The organism is Parafrankia sp. Ea1.12 (assembly GCF_900465275.1).
Classification (GTDB): domain Bacteria; phylum Actinomycetota; class Actinomycetes; order Frankiales; family Frankiaceae; genus Parafrankia; species Parafrankia soli.
Genome location: NZ_UBIZ01000206.1, coordinates 19,383 through 37,501, shown reverse-complemented (window position 1 = coordinate 37,501; position 18,119 = coordinate 19,383). Strand labels below are relative to the sequence as shown.

The following is an 18,119-nucleotide window of genomic DNA, read 5'->3' as shown; positions in this document are numbered from 1 at the left end:
GTGACGCTGCCCAGGATCCGGATCGACGCGGAAGCCCTGCGCACCCGTCTCGCCGGGGAGGTGTTCTCCCGGGTGGCGGGCACGAGCGGGCCGCAGCGGCGGGAGCAGATCTTCGAGGCCCCCGGCGAGCGTTGGTTCGGCGAGGACCGGCCCATCCGCCGGGTGCACGCCGACGCGGCCATGTTCGTCGGCGGCCTGCGCGCCCTGCTCTTCCAGTCGCTGCACCCGCTCGCGATGGCCGGGGTCGCCGAGCACTCGGACTACCGAGAGGACCCGTGGGGCCGTCTCCAGCGGACGAGTTTCTTCCTGGCGGTGACGACGTTCGGCCCGGTGAGTGAGGCGGAGCGGGCGGTGGACCGGGTGCGCGGGGTGCACCGGCGGGTCCGGGGCGTCGCCGCGGACGGCCGGCCCTACTCGGCGGGCGACCCGCACCTGCTGCGATGGGTTCACCTCGCCGAGATCGACAGCTTCCTGGCCGCCCACCAACGCTACGGGGCGGCGCCGCTGAGCCCGTCCGAATGCGACGACTACATCGCCGACGCCAGCCTGATCGCCAGCCGGCTCGGCGTGCCCGACCCGCCGCGCACCCGGCCCGAGCTCGCCGACCAGCTCGCCGCCTTCCGGCCCGAGCTGCGGGGGACGCCGCAGGCCCGCGGCGCGGCCCGCTACCTGTTGCTGCGGGCCCCGCTGCCCCTCGCCGCCCGGGTTCCCTACAGCGCGCTCGCCGCCGCGGCCGTCGGGCTGATGCCCGCCTGGACCCGCTGGCCGCTGCGCCTGCCCTACCTCCCGGCGACCGAAGCCACCTGGGGACGGATCGCCGGGCACGGCGTGGTCTCGAGTATCCGCTGGGCCACGGCCCCCCGGGCCAGCGCCTCGGACCGGGCCACCGACCCGGCCGCCGTGCCCGCGGCCGACCCGGCCGACGCGCCGGAGGGAGCAGGCGCGCCCCCCTCACCGACGCGCCTGCCCACCCGGCCGGCGGCCGGCGCCCACGCGCCTGGCCGGGCGTGAACCCACCCGCGGCTCGGCACGTATCGCCTCGGGCCCGCCACGTCTCGACGCGGCCGGCACCCGCCGTTCGGCGCCCGCTGACCCACCGTGCGGGACCGCGGACGCCGTCGTGAGAAGTACGCGGCCAGCCGCCGGTACCCGCGTCGCGAAACAGCCCCCCGCCGCTACGCGGCTGGCGCCAGCGCGTTCCAGCCCGCGGCGAGGCTTTCCAGGACGTGGCCGCCGGTCGCCGGCAGCAGGGTTCTCGGCGGAGCCGGCTGCAGGCCCAGGCCGGGAGTGAACGGGGCGCCCTCGGTCGCGGGGCCCCGCCGGAACGCCTGGGCGACCAGCCTGTCCTGCGCCTCGGGTGACCCTCAGGGCATCTCCATCGTCTGCGCCTGGCGGAGCTCGTCGAAGACGCGGGCCAGCTCGGCGTCGAGTGGGACGCCGAGCCGCTGGACCAGGTGGCTGACCACCGCCGCGCAGGCGATCGGAAGCACCTCGGGGTCGAGCGGTGGCGCGTCCGCCTCGTGCACCGACAGCACGCCGGTGAGCACGACGGCGACCGGGTAGGCGTCCAGCTCCGGCAGCCAGGCCGCCGCCGAGCGCAGGACGTCCCCCAGCAGCGCGCGCAGGTCGGCCGCGTCGAGACCGTCGGGGAACGCCTGCTCGATCAGCCCCAGGGTCAGCCCGTGCAGGACGTCCCGGACCTGCAGCTCGTCGACGGCCCGCAGCCGGGTGCGTGCCTCGCGCAGCGCGTCCGCGTCCCGCGCGGCGACGGCCGTGACAGCCGCGGTCACCTCACGGCCGATCGCGCGACCGGACAGGGGGAGCCCGGCCGGCATCATGCGCTCCCGGCTCGGGGCTGGCTGGGCGGCGCCGTGACTCGCATGCCGCCATGGTGACCCATCCCGCCGGCCGGGTCGCGGGCGCCGCCCGCCTCCGAGGATCCGGGCGGGATCGGCGACAGCCAAGGATCTATCGCGGGCCGCGATCGGTGCAATCGCGCGAACGCGTTGGACGAGACCAGTATTTCCTACCATTCTGGTGAACATAAGAAGGAACCTGGATGGGGAAGCGCGCGGCGGCGCGACCCTGTGGCCAGGGCTGCGGACGATGCTGGACGGCTCCCTCGCCCACCCGCGGCCGGCCCTGATCGCCACCCTCGCCGGCATCGTCAACGGGACCACCATGATCCTCGGTGCCGCCGCCATCGGCTGGGCCACCGACCATCTGATCGTCCCGGCCCTCGCCGGCGGCCACATCGCCCGCGCCACCTGGTGGATCGCGGTCGGCGCGATCCTCGGCGTCTCCACGGTGCGCTGGGTGACCATCGTCATCCGCGGCATCGCGACCGGGTACGTGCAGCACGGCTCGCAGGCGCGGGTCCGGCGGTCCGTCGTCGGCCGGTATCTCGAGCTCGACCTGGCCTGGCACCGCCGGCATCCGCCCGGGCGTCTGCTGTCCACCGCGGTGTCCGATGTGGACGCCCTGTGGTTCCCGATGACGTTCTTCTACTTCGCGCTCGGGATGATCGTCATGCTGGTCGTCGCGATCGTCCAGCTTTTCGGGCACGACACCGCGCTCGGGCTGGTCGGGGTCGGCCTCGTCGGCTCCGTCCTCGGCGTGAACCTGCTCTACCAGCGCCTGCTCAGCCCGCGCGCCCGGGCGGTGCAGGACAGCCGCGGCGAGTTCGGCGCGCTCGCGCTGGAGAGCATCGAGGGCGGCCAGGTCGTCCGGACCCTCGGCATCGCCGACCGCGAGCGGGCCCGGGTCGGTGCCGCGGCGCTCCGGCTGCGCGCGGCCACCACCGCGGCGGGCGACCTCAGCTCGGTGTTCGACCCGCTCCTGGAGGTGCTGCCGACCGCCGCGGTCCTGGCCGTCCTCGTCGTCGGCTCGCGCCGGGTCGAGACCGGCGACCTCAGCGTCGGCGTCCTCGTCGAGGTCGTCTACCTGCTGCTGACCATCTCCATCCCGCTCAACGTGATCAGCCGCTTCCTGGGGATGCTGCCGGTCTCGGTGGCCGGCCGCACCCGCGTCGCCGCCGTGCTCGACGCCGCCGAGACCACCGCCCACGGAGACCGCGTCCTGCCCGGCGCCGCCGCTCCCGGCCCGCGGGCGCCTGCTCCGCGGGCGCCGGGACGGCAGGTGAGCGATCCGCCCGTGCCCGTGCCCGTGCCCGCCCCCGCGCTGGGGCTGCGGGCGCGGGGCGTCGGGCTCATCCGTGGCGGTACGAGCCTTCTCGCGGACGTCGACATCGAGGTGCGCCCCGGCGAGATCGTCGCCCTCGTCGGGCCGACCGGTTCGGGCAAGACCACCCTGGCCGAGCTCCTCAGCCGCCAGGACGACCCCACCGACGGCGTCGTCGAGATCGGCGGAGTCCGCGCCAACGACCTCGCCCGCGGGGAGATCTCGTCCCGGCTGGCCGTCGTCGGGCAGACCTCGTGGCTGTTCGGCGGCAGCGTCCACGCCAACCTTCAGCTCGACGGCCATCCCCGCGAACGGCGTCCCTACACCGCCGGTGAGATCTGGCGGGCGCTGGCCGCCGCCGGCGCCGATGACGTCGTCCGTGACCTGCCCAACGGCCTCGACACCCGGGTCGGCGAGCGCGGCGCCCGGCTCTCCGGCGGCCAGCGGCAGCGGCTGTGCCTGGCCCGCGCGCTGCTGCGCGAGCCCGGCGTGCTGCTGCTGGACGACGCCACCTCGGCCCTCGATCCCGCCGTGGAACGCCGGGTGCTCGGCGGGCTGGCCGGCCTGCGCGGGCGGACGACCGTGCTGATCGTCGGCGGACGTCCCAGCTCGGTCGCGGTCGCCGACCGGGTCGCCTTCCTGCGCGCGGGGCGGCTCGTCGCCGTCGGCACCCACACGGAGCTGCTCGGCGCCGAGCCCGACTACCGCCGGATTCTCGGCGCGTACGGCACCCACGGGGCGGGCCCGGCCGCGGCGGGCTTTGACGCGGCGGGATCAGACATGGCGGGATCGGACACGGCCGATGAGTGAGCGCGGCCTCGCCGATCTCGGGCGGGCCCGGGCGCGCGAGCTGGGCCGGCTGATCGCCTCCACCACGCCCGTCCTCACCGTCGGCCTGCCGCTCACCCTGCTGCTGGCGTTCGTCGCCGGTGCCGGCCGGATCGTGACGCCGCTGACCGTCCAGTACGCCCTGGACCACGGCCTGCTCGAGCCGCACAAGGGAACCGCCGGCGTGGTCGCGCGCGCCGCCGGTGTCGGTGCCGCGGCGACCGTCACGGCGGTGCTCGCCTCCTGGTGGCTGAACCGGCGTGTCTACCGGCGTACGGAGGCCGCGCTCGCCGAGCTGCGCGCGGCCGGCGTCGCGCGCATCCACGAGATGGCCGCGGAGACGTTCGCGCGCACCGGCAGCGCCGACCTCGTCAGCCGGCTCACCGGCGACGTCGACGCCGTCACGACCTTCGTGCAGAACGGCGGCGTCATGCTGCTCGTCAACGTCACCCAGATGATCATCGCCGGCGTGCTGATCGCGGTGTACTCCTGGCAGCTGGCGGTGCCCGTGCTGGCGACGGCGGTGCTGCTGTTCGTCGCGATGCGTCGCGTGCAGGCGCTGGTGGCGCGCCGGTTCAGCGTGGTCCGGGAGAGCGTGTCAGCGCTGCAGTCCACCGTGGGTGAGGCCGTCACCGGCATCAGCGTCATCCGCTCGACCGGCACCGAGGCACGCAGCCGCGCCATGGTCGAGGAGGCCGTCGAGCACACGGCGTCGGCGCAGCGCCGCACCCTCGTCCCGTTGCACTTCAACACCGCCTTCGGTGAGATCGCGATCTCGTTCGTCACCGTGGTGGTGATCGTCGCGGGCGTCCGCTGGTCGACCGCCCACACCCGGTGGGAGCCGACGCTGCACCTGTCGGCCGGTGAGCTGGTGGCGATGCTCCTGCTCGTCACCTTCTTCGTCCGGCCCCTGCAGATGCTGGTCCAGATGCTCGGCGAGGCCCAGAACGCCGTCGTCGGCTGGCGCCGCGCGCTGGAGATCCTCGCCACGCCGTCGGGTGTCGTCGAAGGCGGGGACGCCCGCGAGCTGCCCGCCGGGCCGGTCGCCGTCGACCTGCACGACGTCGCCGCCGCCTACGGGGACGGCCCGCCCGTGCTGCGGGAGCTGACCGTCGGCATCGCCGCGGGCGAGCACGTCGCCGTCGTCGGCGAGACCGGCTCGGGCAAGAGCACGTTCGCCCGGCTGCTGACCAGGCAGATCGCGCCACGCCACGGCCGTGTCCTGCTCGGCGGCCTCCCGGCCGGCCAGGTGTCGGACCTGTCCTTCCAGCGCCGTGTCGCGGTCGTCCCGCAGGACCCGTTCCTGTTCGACGCCACGATCGCCGACAACATCCTCGCCGGGGTCCGCGGCGACGCCGGGGCGCTCGACGAGATCGTCGACTCGCTCGGCCTGCGGCCGTGGATCGACACCCTGCCCGAGGGCCTCGACACCCGCGTCGGCACACGCGGCGACCGGCTCTCCGCCGGCGAGCGCCAGCTCGTCGCCCTCGCCCGCACCGCCCTGGTCGACCCCGACCTGCTCGTGCTCGACGAGGCGACCAGCGGCGTCGACCCCGCGACCGACGTCCGCGTGCAGCACGCGCTCGGCGCGCTCACGGTCGGGCGTACCACGGTCTCGATCGCCCACCGCATGGTGACGGCCGAGCGCGCCGACCGCGTCCTCGTCTTCGACCACGGGCGTCTCGTCCAGAGCGGGCGGCACGACGAGCTCGTCGGCGTCCCCGGCCACTACGCCCGACTGCACGCGGCCTGGGTCGAGCACACCGCCGGCGCCGACGAGCGCCACCAGACCCTCCTCCACCACAACGACGGGAGCACCCCGTGACGACCGTTGCAGTCAACGACACCGCCGCCACGGCCACCGCCACCACGGCCACGGCCGCGGGGGAGGCGCGCCGGCTCCGGCTCGGCTTCAACTCCCGCATCGCCTTCCCCGCCGGGCACGCCGCCGAAGGGCTGCGGGACGGCATCGAGCTGTTCCGGGTGGCCGAGCAGCTCGGCTACGACACCGGCTGGGTCTACCAGCGTCACTTCGACAACTACCTCGCGTCGCCGCTGGTGTTCCACGCGGCTGTCGCGCAGCACACCGAGCGCATCGGCCTCGGCACCGCCATCATCGGCGCCCGCTACGAGGATCCTGTGCTGCTCGCCGAGGCCGCCGGCACGGCCGACCTGCTCAGCGGCGGACGTCTGCAGCTCGGCCTCGGCACCGGCCAGGGCGGCTACGACCACATCTTCGGCCAGGAGCCGAACGACGGGCGGGACCAGTCCCAGGCCCGGCTCGCCACGTTCCTGCGTGGCATCCGCGGCGAGAAGCTGGGCGAGGTGACCGACCCCGCCGGGCTCGTCGCCGCGGGCACCGGGCTGTTCGTCCGCCCGACCAGCCCCACGCTGCCGGACCGGGTCTGGTACGGCGGCGGCTCGGTGGCCTCCGCCGAACGGGTCGGCCGCCAGGGGCTGCGACTGCTGCTCAGCACCATCCTGCACGGCCAGATCGACGACTACGGCGCCGAACTGGCCCGCGCCGTCGAGGCCTACCGCGCCGCCTACACCGGAACCTCGCCCTCGCGCGTCGCCATCGCACGCTCCGTGCTGCCCGCCACGTCGCCGGAGCTCGCCCGCGGCTACGCGGCCTACGACGAACAGCGGCGCACCCACGGGCCGGCGGCCTCGCGCCCGGAGGGCGCCCTGACCCCCGCGGCGGCCCCGCCCGCCCGGTTCACGATGAGTCCCGTGCACCACGGCGCCCCGTCCGCCGTCGTCGACCAGCTGCTCGCCGACCCGAGCCTGGCGGTCAGCGACGAGCTCATCGCGTTCCTGCCGCCCGCCTTCGGGCTGCGCGACAACCTGAGCCTGCTCGAGGACATCGCCGAAACCGTCGCCCCCCACCTCGGCTGGGCGCCGGCGACGCCGTCGTGATCGGCGGAAGGCGGCCCGGCGGCTGGTTGTCTACGGGCCGGACGTGCTGGCCCGCCGCCGGCGCCGGCGTTGGCCGAAGGAGATCATCCAGCAGCTCGCTCAGGACTTCGCGTCGGTCAGCAGAGCGGAGATCTCGGTCGGTAGCGCGGCGCACACATGATCCAGCTCGCCGGCGGTGATGTGCTGACGTAGCACCCGGGCGGCTGCCGCCACGGCATAGCCGGCCTGGGTCTCCCCGGTCAGACCTGCTTCGGCGGCGACCCGGTCGAGGAACTGCGCCGCGTGGTGATACGGCTGCGGGGTGGCCGATGGCCGCCAGGCCTCGTAGTAGATCCCGCGGATCAGCTCGGGCAGCTGAGCGCCGAGATGCGCCGCCGCGTCCACCGGCAGCCGGTTACGCAGCGTGTGCAGGACCGCCCGCAACACCCGGTACGCATAGTGGCGGTCACCGGGACTACCAAGCGCGTCAGCGAGCTGGTTGAGCCACTCGTAGGTCTTGTCGACGCTTCGTTCGATCATCGTGACGCCGGATGCGGGCATCGGTTCCTCCCGTCGAACGTCCTTCGACCGGAACTACCACCATTTTTGGTGACGTCAGAGATGTCAGCCAAGGTCGCAATGGGTCAGAAATTACGATTGCGCCAGGTATCAATCCGGCCTCGGCCCGATTTGGCCGCCGGCTGAGAAGTGTATCGGCTGCGAACCGGGATGGCCTGACAGCGGCAGGCGGTCAGCCGATCCGGTCATGGGTATGGCTGAGAGAAAGGTCTGGAGTAGCACGGTCAGGTTTGTTGCGCAGCTCTGGTGAGGTGACGTTGATGGAGGCTGATACACCGCTGGTGGCCTGGTTCGACGAGTTGTCCGTGCGCGATACGGCGCTGGCCGGGGGAAAAGGCGCAAACCTGGGAGAACTGGTCCGGGCTGGTCTGCCGGTCCCGCCGGGATTTGTCATCACGGCATCGGCCTACCTGCAGACGGTGGAACGGGCGGGTCTGCGTGCCGAGCTCGCGGCGCGCACCGCGGGCCTCGACCCGGATGATCCGGCGGCGTGCGCGGCCGTGGCGGACGAGTTGGCGAAGCGGGTCGGTGCCGTCGAACTGTCCGACACGGTTCGCCGGGCCGTCCTGGACGCCTACGAGCGGCTCGGCGCCGAGTGGGTGGCGGTCCGCTCGTCGGCCACGGAGGAGGACACCGCCGGGGCCTCGTTCGCCGGTATGAACCGGACCTTCACCAACACCTCGGGCGGCGACCTGCTCGACCGGGTCCGGGACTGCTGGGCCTCCCTCTTCGGAGCGCGGGTCCTCGCCTACCGGGCGAGCAGGCGGATCAGCGGCGAGCCGGCGATCGCCGTCGTCGTGCAGCAGATGGTCGACGCGGCGCGCTCCGGCGTCATCTTCTCCGCCGACCCCGCGACCGGCGACCGGTCCCGGGTCGTGATCGAAGCAGCCTTCGGTCTCGGTGAGGTCGTCGTCGGCGGACAGCTCCTGCCGGACACCTACACGCTGAGCAAGCGGGGACCCCGTCTGCTCGAAGTCCGGGTCGGCAACAAGAGCCACCAGATCGTGCGGGGATCCGACGGCTCCGACCGCCGGGTCGAGCTCGCCCCCGACCAGGGGGCCCAGCGGGTACTGAGCGACGACGAGGCCGTGGACCTGGCGCGGCTGGCGATCCGGGTCGAAGACCACTACGGCAGCCCGCAGGACATCGAGTGGGCACGCGATGACGGCCGCACCTTCCTCGTCCAGTCCCGCCCGATCACCACCCTCGGCACGGCGCCGAGCGGCGAGCGGGCACCCGAACCATCCGTGCTTTCGGCTGCGCGGAAGACGCTGGTCAGCGGCCTTCCGGCCGCGCCGGGCCGGGCCAGCGGCACGGTGCGCATCCTCGCCTCACCCGACCAGTGCTCCCTGTTGCGGCCCGGCGAGGTGCTGGTGGCGCCCATGACCTCGCCGGACTGGGTGCCCGCCATCCGCCGGTCGGCGGCCCTGGTGACCGACGGCGGCGGCATGACCTGCCACGCCGCGATCGTCAGCCGCGAGCTCGGGGTGCCCTGTGTGGTCGGCACCCGCACGGCCACCACGACGCTGCGCACCGGCGAGCTGGTCACCGTCGAGGGCACCAGGGGAACCGTCTACGAAGGGGCCGCGGCCATCGCGGGCGCGCCGGCGACCACCGTCGCCGCGCTTCGGCCCGGCCGGGCCGAAGCCGAGCCCACCGGCACGAAACTGCTGGTCAACCTTGCGATCGCCGAACGGGCGGAGGAGGTCGCCGCACTGCCGGTGGACGGTGTCGGCCTGCTGCGCGCGGAGTTCCTGCTCACCGAGGCGCTCGGTGGAGTGCACCCCAAGGAGCTGCTCGCGCGCGGCGGGCGGGCGGAGTTCGTCGAGAGGATGAGCGCCTCGCTGCTGCGCATCACCCGCCCGTTCGCCCCCCGCCCGGTGATCTACCGCACGACGGACTTCCGTACCAACGAGTTCCGCGGGCTCACCGGCGGTGAGCGGTTCGAGGCGGCCGAGGCGAACCCGATGATCGGCTACCGCGGCTGTTACCGCTATGTCCGCGAACCCGAGATCTTCGCCCTCGAACTGGAGGTGCTGGCCCACGTCCGTGAGCGGACGCCGAACCTGCACCTCATGATCCCGTTCGTGCGGACCCGCTGGGAGCTGGAAGCCTGCCTGGAAGCCGTCGACGCCAGCCCGCTCGGCGACCACCGCGGCCTGCACCGCTGGGTCATGGCCGAGGTCCCGTCGGTGGCCTACTGGATCCCGGCCTACGCCCGGCTCGGCGTCGACGGGGTGTCCATCGGCTCCAACGACCTCACCCAGCTCGTCCTCGGCGTCGACCGCGACTCGCGGACCTGCGCGGAGCTGTTCGACGAGTCCGACCCGGCGGTGCTGGACGCCATCGCACGGATCATCGCGGCCTGCCGGGACGCCGGGATCACCTCGTCGCTGTGCGGGCAGGCGCCGTCGACCCGGCCCGACTTCGCCGAACACCTGGTGCGCCTCGGGATCACCTCGGTGTCGGTCAACCCGGACGCGGTCGACGCCGCCCGGCGGGTCATCGCCTCGGCCGAGCGGCGGTTGCTGCTGTCCGCCGCCCGCGGCGGGACTGCCGTCCACCCGCCCGGGTAGGGCTTCGAACGTCTGGTGAACACGCCCGCCGAGTCAGGAGGTAGCGGTCATGCCGACCCTGAGCATCATCAAGGCCGACACCGGGGGGTTCGTGGGCCACTGCGCCGTCCACCCGGACATGGTCGAGGAGGCGACCCGGCGGGTCGAGGCGGCCCGCGGCGATCTGCTGCTCGACGGGAAGGTCGCGGCCTGCGGTGACGACCTCGCTCTGATCATGACGCACGAGCACGGCCCGGACGCCGCGGCGGTGCACTCGTTCGCCTGGGACGTCTTCCACGCGACCACCCGGATCGCCCGGGATCTGGGGCTCTACGGGGCCGGGCAGGACCTGCTCTCCGACGCCTTCTCCGGGAACCTGCGGGGCATGGGTCCCGGCTACGCCGAGCTGGAGTTCACCGAACGGCCGTCCGAGACGGTGCTGTGCTTCCTGGCGGACAAGACCGAGCCGGGAGCCTGGAACCTCCCGCTGTTCCGGATGTTCGCCGACCCGTTCACCACCGCCGGGCTGGTGATCGACGCGAAGATGCACGCCGGTTTCCAGTTCGAGGTGTACGACCTGTACCAGGAGAAGCGGATCGTCTTCGACTGCCCGGCCGACATGTACGACCTGCTGATGTACATCGGCGCGCCGGCCCGCTACGTCCTGCACAGCGTCACCTCGAAGACCTCGGCCGAGCAGGCGGTGGCGACCAGCACCCAGCGGCTGTCCCTGATCGCCGGCAGGTATGTCGGCAAGGACGACCCGGTGATGATCGTGCGCTGCCAGTCCGGCCTGCCCGCGGTCGGCGAGGCCCTCGAACCGTTCGCCCTGGCCTACACGGTCGCCGGCAGCATGCGCGGCTCGCACCACGCGCCGCTCATGCCGGTCGCCGCCGGGCAGGCGCACCCGTCCCGGTTCGACGGCCCACCCCGGGTGGTGTGCCTCGGCTTCCAGATCTCCGGCGGACGGCTCATCGGCCCCCGCGACATGTTCGACGACCCGGCGTTCGACCGCGCCCGGGCGCAGGCCAACGAGGTGATGGACTACCTGCGCCGGCACGGCCCCTTCGAACCGCACCGGCTCGGCCTCGACGAACTCGAGTACACCACCATGCCCGCTCTGGAGGACCGTCTCTCGGACCGCTGGCAGCCCCTGCCCACGGCGGCCACACCGGTCACCACGCCGGCGGCCGCCGCCGAACGTCATGCCGCGGCGGCGGGCCGCCGTTAGAGCCCGGCCCGCCGCCGGCCGGTGCGCGACGGGGTCAACCGCGGTGCGTGACCAGGGTCAGGTGGTGGACGAACCAGTCACGGGCGAGCGCGGCCACCGTCTCCAGCGCGCCGGGCTCGGCGAACAGGTGGGTGGCCCGCGGGACCACCGTGAGCCGGTTCTCGCACCGCAGCCGGGCCTGGGCCTGCCGGTTGAGGTCGATGACGAGGTCATCGTGCTCGCCCACGACGAGCAGGGTCGGGGCCGCCACCGCGGCCAGTTTCGAGGCGGCCAGGTCCGGCCGGCCGCCGCGGGAGACGACGGCGGCGATGCGGGAGCCGGGTTCGGCCGCGGCCCACAGCGCGGCGGCGGCTCCGGTGCTGGCCCCGAAGTAGCCGACCGGGAGGTGCGACACGCCCGGCTGGCCGCGCAGCCAGCCGGTGACGTCCACCAGGCGGTGGGCGAGCAGCCCGATGTCGAACACGTTGGCCCGGTCGATCTCCTCGGCGGGGGTGAGCAGATCGAACAGCAGGGTGGCGAGTCCGGCGGCGCCCAGGACGTCGGCCACGTACCGGTTACGGGGACTGTGTCGGCTGCTGCCGCTGCCGTGGGCGAACACGACCAGACCGCCGGCCTTCTCCGGAACCGTGAGCTGCCCGGTCAGCCGGACCGGGACGGCAGGGATGTCGACCTCGACCTCGCGCCCCGGCGGGTTGGGCGTCGCGCCCGGCGTGGCCGCTCCATGCGTCTCGTGCGTCTCGTGCGTCTCGTGCGTCTCGTGCGTCCCGGCCGGTGCGGCCGGTGCGGCCGTAGGTGCCTGCGGTGCCAGGACCGCCGCCCTGCGCAGCAGGTCCGTCACCTCGTCGTCGGACGTCTGGGTGAAGTCGGTGTAGAACGTGCCGATGGCGAAGAACCGGTCCGGAGTGTGCAGGCACACGACCTCGTCGGCGTCCCGGCGCAGCCATCCGATCCGGTCCGGCGGTGCGACGGGAGCCGCCAACACGATCCGGGTGGCGCCGGCGGCGCGGGCCGCCTGGCAGGCGGCGGACGCCGTCGCCCCGGTGGCGATCCCGTCGTCCACCACGACCACGGTGCGACCGGCCAGTGGAACACGCGGCCGGGCGCCCCGGAACCGGCGGATCCGGCGGTCCAGCTCCAGCCGCTCGCGGGCTTCGACCGCGGCCAGCTCGTCCGGGCCGATGTCGGCCATCAGCCGCGTCTCGGGGTTGATGACCCGAACGTCCCCTTCGGCGATTGCGCCCATCGCGAGCTCCGGCTGGAAGGGGACGCCGAGCTTGCGGACCAGGATGACGTCCAGCGGGGCGCCCAGCGCCCGCGCGACCTGGTAGGCGACCGGAATCCCGCCGCGGGTGAGCCCGACAACCACGACGTCCAGCCCACGGAGATGCGCCAGCCTCCGGCCGAGCTGCCGGCCCGCGTCCATACGATCACGGAAAAGCACGTCACACCGCCCTTCCGCCCGCGGAGCGGTGCCCGCCCCCGTAAGCGTCTGGTAGCCGGTTCCTCACGCTTTCTTCCTGCCCGGCTTCCGGCCGTCCGAACGTTTCTGATCACGCACCGCTCGCCGTCGTCGGCACGGCCTTCTCGGCTCGGGTCGTCGCGTCGGAGATCTCCGCCTGACGTCGATGTTCCCTGGCGAAAGCGAAGGGTATGGAACCTGCTACAGAAGGTTGTCGCTGTCCGGGTGGATGAGGGGGCAGGGTGACGCACGCAGGTGTGACCGACGCCGTCGTCGGGCCGGCGACGGTCGGGACCCTGATCGACGTGCTGCGGGCGCGTGGCTACCAGGTCGTCGGCCCCACCGTGCGCGACGGCGCCATCGTCTACGACGAGATCCGCGGTGCCGGGGAGCTGCCGGTGGGCTGGACAGACGTCCAGGACGCCGGCCGCTACCGGCTCGAGCGCCGTCGTGACGCGGCGCTGTTCGGCTACGCGGTCGGGCCGCACTCGTGGAAGCAGCACCTGCTGCCGCCCCGGCTGCGCCTGCTCACGACCCGACGGGACGGCGACGGCGGGTTCGAGGTGGAGGAGGAGCCGGTGCCGCGCGGCGCGGTGGCGTTCCTCGGCGTGCGTTCGTGTGAGCTGCACGCGATCGCGATCCAGGACCGGGTGCTGCTCGGTGGACGTCACACCGACCGTGACTACGCCGCCCGGCGCGGCGAGGTGTTCGTCGTCGCGGTGAACTGCCACGAGCCGGGCGGCACCTGCTTCTGCGTGTCGATGAACACCGGCCCCGCGGTGCGGGAGGGCTACGACCTGGTCCTCAGCGAGATCCTGGACGGTGAGCACCGGATCCTCCTCGAGGCTGGCACCCCGCGGGGCGTCGAGGTGCTGGAAGAGCTGGGCGGACGGGCGGCCGAGGCGTCCGACCGGGCCGCGGCCCGGTCGGCGGTGGACGGCGCCGCCGACCGGATGGGGCGCACCGTCGACGCGGCCGACCTGCGCGACCTGCTCGCGGACAACCTCGAACACCCGCGCTGGGACGAGGTGGCGCAGCGGTGCCTGAGCTGCGGCAACTGCACCATGGTGTGCCCGACCTGCTACTGCACCTCGGTGGAGGACGTCAGCGACCTCACCGGCGGCACGGCGGAGCGCTGGCGCAGCTGGGAGTCGTGCTTCTCACTGGACCACTCCCACACCCACGGCGGCGACGTCCGCGCCTCCGGACGCTCCCGCTACCGCCAGTGGCTGACACACAAGTTCGGCACCTGGCATGACCAGTTCGGCACATCCGGGTGCGTCGGCTGCGGCCGGTGCGTCACCTGGTGCCCGGTCGGCATCGACGTGACCGAGGAACTGACCGCCATCCGCGCGAACTCGGCGGCCGGCGACCCGGAGACGCTGATCCGTGGTCCGGCGGGGGAGGCCGGCGATGACATCCGTTGAGACACCCCTGGGCGAGGCAGGCGTGTTCGCCGGCATGCGCCCGGATCACCTCGCGCTGCTCGCTCGATGCGCCCGCGACGCGGCGTTCGACGCCGGTGCGGTGATCCTGCGGGAGGGCGACCCGGCGGACACCTTCTACGTCATCCGGCAGGGCACGGTCGTGATCGAGACATTCGTCCCGACCCGTGGGCTGGTCCCCATCGAGACGGTCACGGCCGGCGACGTGGTCGGCTGGTCATGGCTGTTCCCGCCGTACCGGCTGCACTTCGACGCCCGCGCGCTCTCCCTCGTCCGGGCGAGCGCCGTCGACGGCTCCTGCCTGCGACACAGGTTCGAGCAGGACCCGGCGCTGGGCTACGACGTGCTGTCCCATCTCGCGCAGGTGCTCGTCGAGCGCCTGCAGGCGACCCGTCTTCGACTGCTCGATGTCTACGGAAGCCCGGACCGGGGCTGACGGCGTGGCCGGGGAGATGACCCCGCGGCCGTTCCGCGTCACGCGCCGCCGCCAGGAGACACGGGACACCTGGACCCTGGAGCTCGAACCGCTCCGCGGTGCCCCGCTCGGCGCGGAGCCCGGCCAGTTCACGATGGTCTACGCCTTCGGTGTCGGCGAGGTGCCGCTGTCCGTGGCGGGCTGTCCCGGGCCGGCCGGCGGTGACGGGCCGGCGGGCGACGACGGGCCGCTGGTGCACACCGTCCGGGCGGTCGGGGCGGTGACGGAGGCGATCTGCGCCGCCCGCCCGGGTGACGTCCTCGGGGTGCGTGGTCCGTTCGGGCGCGGCTGGCCGCTGAGCGCGGCCGCCGGCTCGGACGTCGTCGTCGTCGCGGGCGGGCTCGGACTGGCGCCGCTGCGCCCGCTGATCCGGGCGATCCTGCGCCGGCGGGACGACTACGGCGAGGTGGCCGTCCTGGTCGGCAGCCGCACCCCCGCGGACCTCCTCCACCGGCGGGAGCTGGCCGGTTGGCAGGAGCGGGCCGACCTGCAGGCCCTGGTCACCGTCGACGGCGGCGAGCCCGGATGGCGCGGCCGGGTCGGGCTCGTCACCGCCCTCCTGCGTGACGTGCGCTTCGACCCGGCCCGGGCCGTCGCGTTCACCTGCGGCCCCGAGATCATGATGCGGCTGACCGCGCGGGCACTGGTCGACGTCGGCGTGCCGGCCGACCGCGTCCACCTGTCCGTGGAGCGCAACATGCACTGCGGCCTCGGTCACTGCGGTCGCTGCCAGCTCGGTCCGCTGATCCTCTGCCTCGACGGGCCGGTCCACGACTACGACCGCCTCGGCCCGCTGCTGGCCGTGCGGGAGCTCTGATGGCGACCCCGGACCCGATGCGGACCTCGGCCCCGGCGGCAGTGCCGGCGCCGGGGGCCGTGCCGGGCCGGGTGGCCAGGCCCCGGCTCGCCGTCTGGAAGTTCGCCTCCTGCGACGGCTGCCAGCTCACCCTGCTCAACCGCGAGGACGAGCTGCTCCCGCTCGCCGGCCAGGTCGAGATCTCCTACTTCCTCGAGGCGTCCAGCGCGACGGTCGCCGGGCCCTACGACCTGTCGCTCGTCGAGGGCTCGGTGACCACCGGGCAGGACGCGGAGCGGATCCGGCAGATCAGGGCCGCGTCCCGGCGCCTGGTCACGATCGGGGCGTGCGCCACCGCCGGGGGCATCCAGGCGCTGCGCAACTTCGCGGACGTCCGCGGCTTCCTCGCCGCCGTCTACGCCACTCCCGAGTACGTCTCCACGCTGTCGACGTCCACCCCGATCTCCGCGCACGTCCGGGTGGACTTCGAGCTGCAGGGCTGCCCGATCGACGGCCGCCAGCTCCTCGAGGTGATCAGCGCGTTCCTCGCCGGCCGGCGTCCGGCCATCTCCTCGTCCTCCGTCTGCACCGAGTGCAAGCGACGCGGGACGGTCTGCGTCATGGTCGCGCACGGCACCCCCTGCCTCGGCCCGGTCACGCATGCCGGCTGCGGCGCGATCTGCCCCGCCTACCACCGCGGCTGCTACGGCTGCTTCGGCCCCATGGAGAGCCCGAACGCCCCCGCGCTGACCCGGCAGCTGAAGGTCCTCGGCATGGACGACGACGACGTCGACCGGGTGTTCCAGACGTTCAACGCCGCGGCGCCCGCGTTCCGCGCCGCGTCCGGCGGCAGCGAGGGCGGCGGCAGCGAGGGCGGCGGGAGGTCCGATCATGACGACTAGGACCATTACGCCCCCGCCGCTGGCTCGGGTGGAGGGCGAGGGAAGGCTGCTGATCAGGATCGTCGACGGGCGTGCCACCGAGGTCCGCCTCAAGATCTTCGAGCCGCCGCGGTTCTTCGAGGCACTGCTGCGCGGCCGCGCCTACACCGAGCCCCCCGACATCACCGCCCGCATCTGCGGCATCTGCCCCGTCGCCTACCAGATGAGCGCGCTCGCGGCCATCGAACAGATCTGCGGCCTCGACGTCGAGGGCCCGGCAGCCGCGCTGCGACGGCTCATCTACTGCGGCGAGTGGATCGAGAGCCACGCCCTGCACGTCTTCCTCCTGCACCTGCCGGACTTCCTCGGCTACGACAGCGCGATCCACCTCGCCCAGGACGACCCCGCCCTGGTGGAGAACGCGCTCGCACTGAAGAAGGCCGGCAACAGCCTCATGACGGTCATCGGGGGCCGGTCGGTCCACCCCGTCAACGCGCGGGTCGGCGGCTGGTACCGGGCACCCCGCCGGCGCGAGCTGACCGGCCTCGTCCCCCAGCTCGAACGGGCCCGGGACATCGCCCGGGACGCCGCCCGGTTCACCGCCGGCCTGGACTTCCCCGACGACGAGATCCCCCAGACCTTCGTCGCCCTTCACCAACCCGGTGAGTATCCCGTCGAACGTGGCCGGATCGTCTCGACCGACGGGCTCGACATCGCCGCCGCCGACTACGACCGGCACTTCACCGAAGAGCAGGTCCCCTGGTCGAACGCGTTGCACTCCACCCTCGCCACGGGCGGCTCCTACCTCGTCGGACCGCTGGCCCGCTTCGCGCTGAACGCACGGTGGCTGGCACCCGCGGCGCGCGAGACGGCCGCCGACATCGGCCTGCGCCCACCCGAGCGCAACCCGTACCGCGCCATCATCGTCCGCTGCGTCGAGATGGTCCACGCGGCCGACGAGGCACTGCGGATCATCGGTGACTACACCGAGCCCGACCTCCCCGCACTGGAATCCCGGCCCCGGGCGGGAACCGGGTACGGCGCCACCGAGGCGCCCCGCGGCCTGCTCTACCACCGCTACACGACCGATCAGGACGGCACCGTTCTCGACGCCAAGATCGTTCCGCCGACCTCCCAGAACCAGCGCTCGATCGAGGAGGACCTGCGCGGAGTCGTCGAACGCGGCCTGGACCTGCCCGAAGCCGAACTCGTCCGGCGCTGCGAACAGGTCGTCCGCAACTACGATCCCTGCATCTCCTGCGCGACCCACTTCCTGACCCTCCACCTCGAATGCGACTGACGGTCATCGGGATCGGCAATCCCTACCGGCACGACGACGCCGTCGGCCTGGAGGTCGCCCGCCTGCTCCGCCGCCGGCCCCCGCCGGGCGTGGACGTGCTCGAGTCCGAGGGCGAACCGACGAGCCTGCTCCTCGCGTGGGAGGGGGCCGACGCGGTCTGGATCGTCGACGCCGCCGACTCGGCCGCCCCGCCCGGAACCGTGCACCGCGTCGAGGCCGACGACCACGCGCTGCCACGGGACGTGGGCGCCGCGTCGACCCACGCGCTCGGGCTCGCGGACACCGTCGAGATCGGACGGAAACTCGGCCGGCTCCCGAAGCACGTCGTGATCTACGCGATCTGCGGCCGCGACTTCTCCGCCGGCGAAGGCCTCGACCCGGACGTCGCCGCGGCCGCCCGGACGGTGACCGCCGCGGTTCATGCCGAGACGGCGAACCATGCCGCACCGCCGTCGATGGGCTGACCGACGGCACGCTTACCCTGATCGACGC

The 18,119-nt window shown here is 73.6% G+C and carries 15 protein-coding genes; 12 read left to right on the top strand and 3 right to left on the bottom strand.

Translation table 11 applies throughout. From position 1 onward, the window contains the following. Nucleotides 1-15: 15 nt before the first annotated feature. The gene (locus FMEAI12_RS07475) at nucleotides 16-1,011 is read left to right on the top strand and encodes an oxygenase MpaB family protein (RefSeq protein ID WP_368672060.1); all 996 of its coding nucleotides are present in this window, start codon (nucleotides 16-18) and stop codon (nucleotides 1,009-1,011) included. A 353-nt stretch (nucleotides 1,012-1,364) separates the two neighbouring features. On the opposite strand, the gene FMEAI12_RS07470 is transcribed toward FMEAI12_RS07475, so the two are convergent. Continuing rightward, nucleotides 1,365-1,790: a hypothetical protein gene (locus tag FMEAI12_RS07470; protein WP_235013792.1), complete on the bottom strand. Its 426-nt coding sequence runs from the start codon at nucleotides 1,788-1,790 to the stop codon at nucleotides 1,365-1,367. A gap of 247 nt (nucleotides 1,791-2,037) precedes the next feature. On the opposite strand from FMEAI12_RS07470, the gene FMEAI12_RS07465 reads away from it, so the two are divergent. Genes FMEAI12_RS07465 through FMEAI12_RS07455 form a run of 3 tightly spaced genes read left to right on the top strand, consistent with a single transcriptional unit; the run spans nucleotide 2,038 to nucleotide 6,927 of the window. Then, nucleotides 2,038-3,990, top strand: coding sequence for an ABC transporter ATP-binding protein (locus FMEAI12_RS07465; protein ID WP_235013791.1), 1,953 nt, complete (start codon nucleotides 2,038-2,040; stop codon nucleotides 3,988-3,990). After that, entirely contained in the window at nucleotides 3,983-5,833 is a 1,851-nt protein-coding gene (locus FMEAI12_RS07460) for an ABC transporter ATP-binding protein (RefSeq protein WP_112105452.1), read from the top strand. Before FMEAI12_RS07465 ends, FMEAI12_RS07460 begins: the two co-directional genes overlap by 8 nt. Further along, nucleotides 5,830-6,927: an LLM class flavin-dependent oxidoreductase gene (locus tag FMEAI12_RS07455; RefSeq protein ID WP_112105451.1), complete on the top strand. Its 1,098-nt coding sequence runs from the start codon at nucleotides 5,830-5,832 to the stop codon at nucleotides 6,925-6,927. The genes FMEAI12_RS07460 and FMEAI12_RS07455 overlap by 4 nt, the downstream gene beginning before the upstream one ends. 99 nt (nucleotides 6,928-7,026) lie before the next feature. Here FMEAI12_RS07455 and FMEAI12_RS07450 read toward each other — a convergent pair whose 3' ends face one another. Further along, complete coding sequence (locus tag FMEAI12_RS07450) at nucleotides 7,027-7,467, bottom strand: DUF2267 domain-containing protein (RefSeq protein ID WP_071066333.1); 441 nt, start codon at nucleotides 7,465-7,467, stop codon at nucleotides 7,027-7,029. A gap of 278 nt (nucleotides 7,468-7,745) precedes the next feature. Here FMEAI12_RS07450 and ppsA point away from each other — a divergent pair, with 278 nt between their 5' ends. Continuing rightward, nucleotides 7,746-10,061 (top strand): phosphoenolpyruvate synthase, encoded by a 2,316-nt coding sequence (gene ppsA / locus FMEAI12_RS07445; protein WP_112105450.1) that lies wholly within the window; start codon nucleotides 7,746-7,748, stop codon nucleotides 10,059-10,061. A gap of 49 nt (nucleotides 10,062-10,110) precedes the next feature. After that, nucleotides 10,111-11,271: a fructose-1,6-bisphosphate aldolase/phosphatase gene (fbp, locus tag FMEAI12_RS07440; protein WP_112105449.1), complete on the top strand. Its 1,161-nt coding sequence runs from the start codon at nucleotides 10,111-10,113 to the stop codon at nucleotides 11,269-11,271. A 34-nt stretch (nucleotides 11,272-11,305) separates the two neighbouring features. Here fbp and FMEAI12_RS07435 read toward each other — a convergent pair whose 3' ends face one another. Then, nucleotides 11,306-12,712 (bottom strand): phosphoribosyltransferase family protein, encoded by a 1,407-nt coding sequence (locus FMEAI12_RS07435; protein ID WP_112105448.1) that lies wholly within the window; start codon nucleotides 12,710-12,712, stop codon nucleotides 11,306-11,308. 260 nt (nucleotides 12,713-12,972) lie between these two features. Here FMEAI12_RS07435 and FMEAI12_RS07430 point away from each other — a divergent pair, with 260 nt between their 5' ends. The 6 genes from FMEAI12_RS07430 to FMEAI12_RS07405 are packed head-to-tail and all read left to right on the top strand — an operon-like array spanning nucleotide 12,973 to nucleotide 18,091. After that, nucleotides 12,973-14,157: a 4Fe-4S dicluster domain-containing protein gene (locus FMEAI12_RS07430; protein WP_112105447.1), complete on the top strand. Its 1,185-nt coding sequence runs from the start codon at nucleotides 12,973-12,975 to the stop codon at nucleotides 14,155-14,157. Continuing rightward, nucleotides 14,144-14,611, top strand: a complete 468-nt coding sequence (locus FMEAI12_RS07425; RefSeq protein WP_112105483.1) for a cyclic nucleotide-binding domain-containing protein — start codon at nucleotides 14,144-14,146, stop codon at nucleotides 14,609-14,611. Before FMEAI12_RS07430 ends, FMEAI12_RS07425 begins: the two co-directional genes overlap by 14 nt. Nucleotides 14,612-14,627: 16 nt before the next feature. Continuing rightward, the gene (locus tag FMEAI12_RS07420) at nucleotides 14,628-15,467 is read left to right on the top strand and encodes an FAD/NAD(P)-binding protein (protein ID WP_112105482.1); all 840 of its coding nucleotides are present in this window, start codon (nucleotides 14,628-14,630) and stop codon (nucleotides 15,465-15,467) included. A 17-nt stretch (nucleotides 15,468-15,484) separates the two neighbouring features. Further along, complete coding sequence (locus FMEAI12_RS07415) at nucleotides 15,485-16,348, top strand: oxidoreductase (RefSeq protein ID WP_112105481.1); 864 nt, start codon at nucleotides 15,485-15,487, stop codon at nucleotides 16,346-16,348. Next, nucleotides 16,338-17,627 carry a Ni/Fe hydrogenase subunit alpha gene (locus FMEAI12_RS07410; protein ID WP_112105446.1) on the top strand — a complete coding sequence of 430 codons (1,290 nt, stop codon included), beginning with the start codon at nucleotides 16,338-16,340 and terminating at the stop codon, nucleotides 17,625-17,627. The genes FMEAI12_RS07415 and FMEAI12_RS07410 overlap by 11 nt, the downstream gene beginning before the upstream one ends. Beyond that, nucleotides 17,618-18,091 (top strand): hydrogenase maturation protease, encoded by a 474-nt coding sequence (locus tag FMEAI12_RS07405; protein WP_112105445.1) that lies wholly within the window; start codon nucleotides 17,618-17,620, stop codon nucleotides 18,089-18,091. Before FMEAI12_RS07410 ends, FMEAI12_RS07405 begins: the two co-directional genes overlap by 10 nt. The last annotated feature ends 28 nt before the right edge of the window (nucleotides 18,092-18,119 follow it).